This is a genomic window from Ulvibacterium sp., assembly GCF_028285715.1.
Taxonomy (GTDB): domain Bacteria; phylum Bacteroidota; class Bacteroidia; order Flavobacteriales; family Flavobacteriaceae; genus Ulvibacterium.
Window position 1 is genome coordinate 1 of record NZ_JANQOO010000026.1, and the last position, 7,740, is coordinate 7,740.

6 protein-coding genes are annotated in these 7,740 nt (G+C 42.0%); all 6 read left to right on the forward strand.

What is annotated here, in order from left to right:
* On the forward strand, window positions 1-430 hold a 430-nt coding region (locus tag Q0993_RS17115; protein WP_299535366.1), incomplete at its 5' end, for a gliding motility-associated C-terminal domain-containing protein.
* Between the two features lie 14 nt (window positions 431-444).
* Window positions 445-1,398: a type IX secretion system membrane protein PorP/SprF gene (locus Q0993_RS17120; protein WP_299535368.1), complete on the forward strand. Its 954-nt coding sequence runs from the start codon at window positions 445-447 to the stop codon at window positions 1,396-1,398.
* Between the two features lie 10 nt (window positions 1,399-1,408).
* A complete protein-coding gene (locus Q0993_RS17125; protein ID WP_299535370.1) occupies window positions 1,409-3,349 on the forward strand; it encodes an OmpA family protein in 1,941 nt (646 codons plus the stop codon).
* Between the two features lie 287 nt (window positions 3,350-3,636).
* Complete coding sequence (locus tag Q0993_RS17130) at window positions 3,637-5,619, forward strand: hypothetical protein (RefSeq protein WP_299535372.1); 1,983 nt, start codon at window positions 3,637-3,639, stop codon at window positions 5,617-5,619.
* Between the two features lie 5 nt (window positions 5,620-5,624).
* On the forward strand, window positions 5,625-6,620 hold the full coding sequence (locus Q0993_RS17135) for an Ig-like domain-containing protein (RefSeq protein WP_299535374.1): 996 nt from the start codon (window positions 5,625-5,627) through the stop codon (window positions 6,618-6,620).
* Window positions 6,621-7,153: 533 nt separating this feature from the next.
* Window positions 7,154-7,740 (forward strand): hypothetical protein (locus Q0993_RS17140; RefSeq protein WP_299535377.1); only part of this gene is annotated, 587 nt, incomplete at its 3' end.

The following is a 7,740-nucleotide window of genomic DNA, read 5'->3' on the forward strand; positions in this document are numbered from 1 at the left end:
TCGCGACGTTGACGACGACGGCGACGGCATCGATACCCCCGACGAGGACGCCGACGGGGACGGCGACCCTACCGACGACGACACTGACGATGACGGCACACCTAACTATTTGGATCCTGACAACAAAGTAGAGGTAAACCAGTTGGTTACTCCCAATCAGGATGGGGATAACGACTTCCTTTTTATACGTGGACTTGAGTTAGTGGATAATAACTCATTACAGATCTTCAATAGATGGGGAGTAAAAGTATATGAAGGCTCCAATTACAACAATCAAAACAACGTTTTTGATGGGAGGTCAAAGGGACGGTCTACACTAAGTGTAAACGACTATCTTCCGGCGGGGGTATATTTTTATATATTTGAATACCAATTGACAGGGTCCCAAAGCCGTACTGTCGAGGATGGTTACATATACATTAGCAAATGATATTGAGACTGAATATGACTAAACTTAAGAGTTTCCTGGCAAGTGGTTTTTTTATCTTCATTTTTGTACATGAAGTGGTTGGGCAACAAGATGCACAATACACCCAGTACATGTATAACACGATGACCGTAAACCCCGGATATGCAGGATCGAGAGGTCAACTTAGTTTAGCTGCATTATATCGCTCCCAATGGGTTGGATTGGACGGAGCCCCAGAGACGTTTACATTAAACCTTCATTCACCAATTCGCAATAGTAAATTGGGTTATGGTATCTCTATTGTAAATGATAATATCGGCGACGGCGTTGTTTCCGAGACCTATTTGGATGCTATGGTATCCTATACCATAGATGTATCCTTGGATGCAAAACTATCCTTTGGATTGAAATTGGGTGGAAACTTTCTTAGTTTGGATTTTAATGGTTTGAATAATTTTGATGATGAACCAATTACCGGGGATAATATAGATAATAGGTTTTCTCCAAATTTTGGTTTAGGGGTATATTACCATACGGACAGATTTTATGCGGGCCTGTCAGCCCCAAATGTATTGGAAACCGATTACTTCGACAATTCGCAAAGAGACGCCAATTCCGTACAGTTTCTTTCTCAGGAAAGAATTAATTTTTATTTGATAACCGGATACGTTTTCGACTTAAATAGCAACCTTAAGTTTAAACCTGCTTTGTTGACCAAAGTCGTGGGAGGAGCTCCCTTGCAATTGGACCTTTCGGCTAGTTTTTTGTTCAATGAAAAGTTTTCGTTTGGGGCCGCATATCGCTGGGATGCCGCTTTGAGCGGTTTAGTCGGGTTTCAGATAACGGACCAACTCATGTTGGGACTGGCATATGATAGGGAAACCACGGATTTGGGAGGTACTCAGTTCAATGATGGATCTTTTGAAGTATTTTTGAGGGTTGAGTTGGTGAAATCCTTCCAAAGATTAGTATCACCCCGCTTCTTTTAAAACCGGACAAATGGTAAAAAAAATACTATCACTACTTTTTATTACGGTGCTTTCTTTGGGAGTTAGAAGTACTGCTCAGGAAAGATTGGTTACCAAAGCCAATGCTAATTACGAGGAATATTCCTTTAGCCCTGCAATAGATATTTACAAAAGAGTTTTGGAAAAGGGTTACGTTTCGGCCGATTTGCTCAAAAAGTTGGGCAATTCATACTATTTCAATGCCGACTATGCAGATGCCGCCAAAACTTATGAAAGGTTGGTAAACGAATATCCATCTACCGTGGGGCCTGAGTATTACTTTAGATACGCGCAAACCCTAAAAACTTTAGGCAATTACGATGGAGCAGATAAAATTATGGCAAAGTTTACTGAAAGTACCGGGGATGACCTAAGGGCTTCGGTATATCGTGATGAGAAAAATTATTTGGAAAAAATTAAGGAGAACTCCGGGAGATATGATATTGCCCAATTTGAGTATAACTCTCCATACTCGGATTTTGCACCATCATTTTATAAAGATGGACTCATTTTTTCTTCGGATAGGGACACCGGGAATTTTGCACGATATAGGCATACGTGGAACGCCAAGGATTTTTTGGATTTGTACAAGATAAATGCAGATAGCATTTCAACAAATTACGTAACAAAGCTGGGCGATGACGTAAATACAAGATTGCACGAATCCACATCGATTACCAATAAGGATGGTAGTATCCTGTATTTCACAAGGAACAACTTTGTTGAAGGCAAATACAAAAAGGACGAAAAAGGAGTAATACGGTTAAAGATTTTTAAAGCGGAGCTTGTTGACGGAATTTGGACCAATATCGAGGAGCTTCCTTTTAATAGCGATGCCTATTCCGTGGCGAATCCTGCTTTAAGTCCTGATGAAAAGACGTTATTCTTTGCTTCGGATATGCCCGGTACACTAGGAGAATCCGACCTTTTTAAAGTTTCAATCAACGAAGACGGTACCTACGGAACACCACAAAATTTGGGAACTCCCATAAATACGGAAGCAAGGGAAACATTTCCGTTTATCACAAGTGAAGAGGTACTTTACTTTTCCTCGGACGGTCATCCTGGATTAGGTGGTTTGGACATATTTGCTACAAAAATCGCAGAGAATAGATTAACAGGTTCGGTGGTAAATGTGGGTGAACCGGTAAATAGTCAAAAAGATGATTTTACCTTTATTTTCAATGAAGATACCCGAGAAGGTTATTTCGCTTCAAACAGATCTGAAGGACAGGGGGCAGATGATATCTATAGCTTTTTGGAAACCATTCCGCTGATTTTGGATTGTAATCAACAGGTTACAGGAACAGTGAGGGACAAAATATCCAATGAAGTCCTTGTTGGCGCCACGATCAAAGTGATCAATGAGAACAATGAAGAAGTCTTGACTACCATTACCGATTCTGATGGAAACTATTCGATAATCATTGATTGTAACCAAGGGAACTTTGTCAGGGCCTCAATGGAAGGTTATGTACCTTCGGAAGAGTATTTGGGCAAGTCTGATGGCAAACCAAGAATAATGGACTTTTATCTGGAAAGAGATAGGATTACCGCCGGTTTTGGTGATGATTTGGCTAAATTATTACAGTTAAGTACCATTTACTTTGATTTTGACAAATACAATATCCGTAAGGATTCAGAGGTTGAAGTGGAAAAAGTGATAGCGGCGATGGAGAAATACCCAAGTCTTAAGATCAAGGTAAATTCACATACGGACAGTAGGGGAAAGGATTCATATAACCTATGGTTATCTCAAAAGAGAGCTGAGTCTACGGTAAATTATATGATTTCAAAAGGAATTGCCGCGGATCGCCTAGAGGGTGAAGGTTTCGGGGAGACCAAATTGGTAAACCAGTGTGAAAATGGAGTAAGATGTTCCAATGCGGAACATGAATTGAACCGGAGATCGGAATTTATTATATTGGAATAATAACCAACCAAACTAATGCGTAAATGCAGTTCCTATAGAGAACTGCATTTTTGTTTTTTAGACCTTTGGAATATTCTTGATTGGGTAGCATCACATCGGCAGAATATCCTACTTTTAAGTGTTTTTGTTGTAGGACTTTAAAGGGTAGACACCAATATTTGCAATCTTCACAGGTACATTACTGATCTACACAACAATTTTTAGGAGCATAGATTCCGCACACCTTATTTTTATTCAAATTTTGCTGATATCTAGCGAAATTCATGATTCCGACACCAAACTTTGGTATGAGATTAGTTGGTCGAAGTGTTTTATTCTTGTTGCTTATTTTCCCAGCTGTACAGGTTTTAGGGCAGGATACTTATTTGGACAATTTCAACACGGTATCCTATTCCAATAACAATGGTACCTTAAATTATTCTACCAATTGGGTAGAGGCCAACGATAATAATAATCCCAGTTCGGGCAGGATACGGATTACCGGGAATGAGCTCCGTTTTGAGGATATATCAACAAACAATCGAAGGATAACAAGGTCGGCCGACTTAAGCGCACACAGTTCTGCAATTTTAACCTTTGATTGGCAAACATCGGGTTTGGATGGAGGTTCTTCCGGTGAACAGTTAAACATACAAGTATCCAACAATGGAACAAGTTTTACAACGATAGGTACGTTCACGGGAAGCCAAAGTGGAAGCTTCACCCAAGACATTTCGGCATATATCTCAGCATTTACCACCATACGTTTTATCAATGTAGGAACATGTTCGTATTGTAACTGGGAATCCGGTGAGTTTGTCTACATTGATAATGTCCAAATTGAAGTTCCTTCTTCGAATGCAGCACCAGTTTTAACCGGTACGGGAAATCAAACCTATTGCCCGGGAAGTTCTCTTCCCATAGCAGAAACCATTGGCATCACGGATGTGGACGACACGTCCACGAACGCCGTGTATATTCAGATTTCATCGGGTTATGTCAATGGGGAGGATCTATTGACCTTGACAGGGACTCATCCAAATATTACTTCAAGTTGGGATGCCGTGCAAGGAGAATTGACCCTCTCAGGCCCTGCTCCGTATACTGAATTCGAGACGGCCATTTTGGCCGTGGAGTATTCCAGTAGTGCCGCGAACCCAACAGGGACACGACAATTTTCTATAACTGTAGGCGAGGCCAATTATTTACCGGCCACGGGGCACTATTATGAATATGTTCCAAATTTGGGAATCACCTGGACCGCTGCCAATACCGCGGCGAGTGCAAGGACCTATTTTGGGTTACAGGGGTATTTGGCTACTTTGACCTCGCAGGCAGAAGCCGATTTCTCAGGTTCCCAGGCGGTCGGGGTAGGATGGATAGGAGGAAGCGATGCCGCTACGGAAGGGGTCTGGCAGTGGGTGACCGGACCGGAGGCAGGCACTGTGTTTTGGAATGGAACAGCAGGTGGGAGTACGCCTAACTTTGCATTTTGGAACACTGGAGAACCTAACCAGTCCGGAAATGAGGATTACGCCCACATTACGCACCCCAATGTAAACCCCAATGGATCTTGGAACGATTTATCGAATACAGGAGCTGCGTCTGGAAATTATCAGCCTCAGGGATATGTCGTGGAGTATGGAGGAACACCTGGAGATCCTGTGCTTAATATTACCGTAATCACCACTATTACCATAGAACCCATACCTACCATTACCAGTACTACACCAGGATCTCGTTGTGGACCCGGTACTGTAACTTTAGGGGCTACTGCTTCGGCCGGAACCATTAACTGGTATGCAAGTGCAGTGGGAGGTAGCTCATTGGGTACTGGAACAAGTTTTGTTACCCCCAGTATTTCAAGCACAACTACATATTATGTTGATGCCACGAGTAGCGGATGTACCACGGCGGCCAGAACTGCGATTACAGCTACTGTAAATACTGGTCCATCTATTACCTCGCAACCCGTAAATAGCACAATTTGTCCGGGATGTAGCACCACCTTTACCGTTACAACATTAAATGTAGATACCTATCAATGGCAGCTTTTTAATGGTTTTAGCTGGGTGGATTTGACCGATACGGGCATTTACAGTGGTACAACAACGAATACACTCACCGTTACCAATGCCGCACCCACCGATAATGGAAATCAATACAGGGTACAGGTTTCCAATTCCGCACTTCCTTGCAGTGCCGTAGCCTCTACTATAGCGGTTTTGACCGTGAATGTATCTGAAATAATTACAAATAGGAGAATAACTTATCGAGTCGATAAAAATTAAGTGGATTGGCAAGTTTTACCTACTCTCAATTTATTTTTATAGGTAGTATACTCTTTTGTTGTACACTATTCGGACAAAATACACCTCCTGTAGCCACGGATGATGTATACCCTGGATATTTAAATAGAAACATTACAATAGATGCATTAAACGGTGTTCTTACCAATGACACCGATCCGGATGGAGGTAGCTTAACGGTTAATCCAACGCCTGTCGTTTCGCCCGTTAACGGTATATTGACTTTGGGAAATGACGGAAGTTTCACTTTTGTTCCCCAAGCGGGTTTTGTTGGGAATGTAAATTTCGATTACGAAGTTTGTGATGATGGTACGGCGAACGAATTGGTCTCCCAATTTGATTTTGATACATCCACATTGACCGCTGCGACCGTTGGTCCGGATGCGACTAGCATAAATTCAAATGCAGTGCAGACAGCATGCGGTGTACGGATAGGTTCGGGAGCAGGAGGTAGTACAGGTTTGGATATCACCATTCCCAATACGGGAAGTATTTTCGACTTCACAAGTTTTAGAATAGAATTTGATTATCAGGACAATGAAGGTACGGCGGATATCATCACAGGAGGAAACTTTAGGATATATCATATTACAAGTAATGAACTGGGTGTGTCGATTACGGTAATAAATGGGAGTACCGGACTTAGTACAAGTTATACTAGAACCTTAGGGAGTTTTCTAAGTGGAAATGTCACCTACATCGTGGAATATGATGAACTAACCGGAGATATTACGTACACGGCAAATGGAACTACAACGACCATAAGCAATGTGGCCCCGGATTATTCCCCCTTGGATACCAGTTTGGTAACTGCACCCATTGTAGGCAGATTCATGGATAATTCCGGAGGGCCCGATCCATCCCTTTGTAAAATCGCCATTACGGATACCAGTAAATTATGTGACATTGGTACGGTAAATATCAACATTACAACTTCGTTGATTACCAACAAACGTATTACATATAGGGTAAATCCAGACTAAAATTTTCTAAATAATAATCTAGATTTTTTAAGTTTTTTCCCACAGCATGCTATGCTGAAAGTACCACTCTGATTGACGTGATCGACCAATGAATTTCTTGAAAAAAAGGAAAACCAATTGATAAAGACTTCAGCTTTTCGAATCTATGCATTGCAATTTAACACTTACACAACATTTATTTTCCTGAGGTATACGTTGGGTTAATTTTGTAAAGTGTAAAAAAACCATCATGTCTCTTAGGGACTAAATAGCGAAGGTTTGTCACACCCCAAACATGAATAGCTTGACCAAAATTTATGAAAAAGTTTCGCCAAGGAGAAACCACAATGGCGCTTTGGGCAAAAATCAACCCAACCAACCCATTTCATTTTCTTTCCAGCAAGACTTTTGTACCTAACCGAAAATAGCGGTGCAAAAGGTTTATTCTATTTAAATCATGGGGCAACATGTACAAAAGATCAATCCGTCAATTAAAAAAGGCTTTAAAAAAGTCCTTGAACGTATTATAAAACATTTTAAGTAAAGATATTATCATGGATAAGAGAATCTTACTGCTCATTTTTCTGATATCCGGATTTGTATATTCGCAAACCACGGTTACACTTCAAGATCAGTGTAATTGCGAGGTCTTAAGTGGTACGGCCGTTACGAGTCCGGGATCAATATCCCCGGGCGGGGCGGACACCGGTGATATCTATGTAAACACAAATACAGGTACCATCTACTTCTGGGATGGAGATTCATGGGAATTGACTTCAACGGATAGCCAGCAAATTTTGGATTTTAGTTTTAATCCGGCAACCCGGGAACTTACTCTGGAATTGGAGAATGGTGGTGCACCCATTACAGTTACTCTACCTTCCGATGCATTGACCTCCTTAACCCTAAACGGGAACAACCTGGAATATGTGGACGAGGACAACAATACGAACGTCATCCCTCTGAACGTGGGCAACCTGGCCCTCGGGGCCGACGGGAACAGCCTGGACTACACGGACGAGGCGGGCCTTCTGACGAACATCCCTCTCAACGTGGGGGGTCTGGCCTTCAACCCAGCCACCCGTGAGCTGACCTATACGGACGAGGAGGGCACCGCAACGGTTATCACCTTGCCTGCGGA

What these genes read in the sequence shown, in the direction of transcription:
- Q0993_RS17130 (WP_299535372.1), top strand. Translation starts at nt 3,637, where the DNA reads ATGAGATTAGTTGGTCGAAGTGTTTTATTCTTGTTGCTTATTTTCCCA.
- Q0993_RS17120 (WP_299535368.1), top strand. Translation starts at nt 445, where the DNA reads ATGACTAAACTTAAGAGTTTCCTGGCAAGTGGTTTTTTTATCTTCATT.
- Q0993_RS17125 (WP_299535370.1), top strand. Translation starts at nt 1,409, where the DNA reads ATGGTAAAAAAAATACTATCACTACTTTTTATTACGGTGCTTTCTTTG.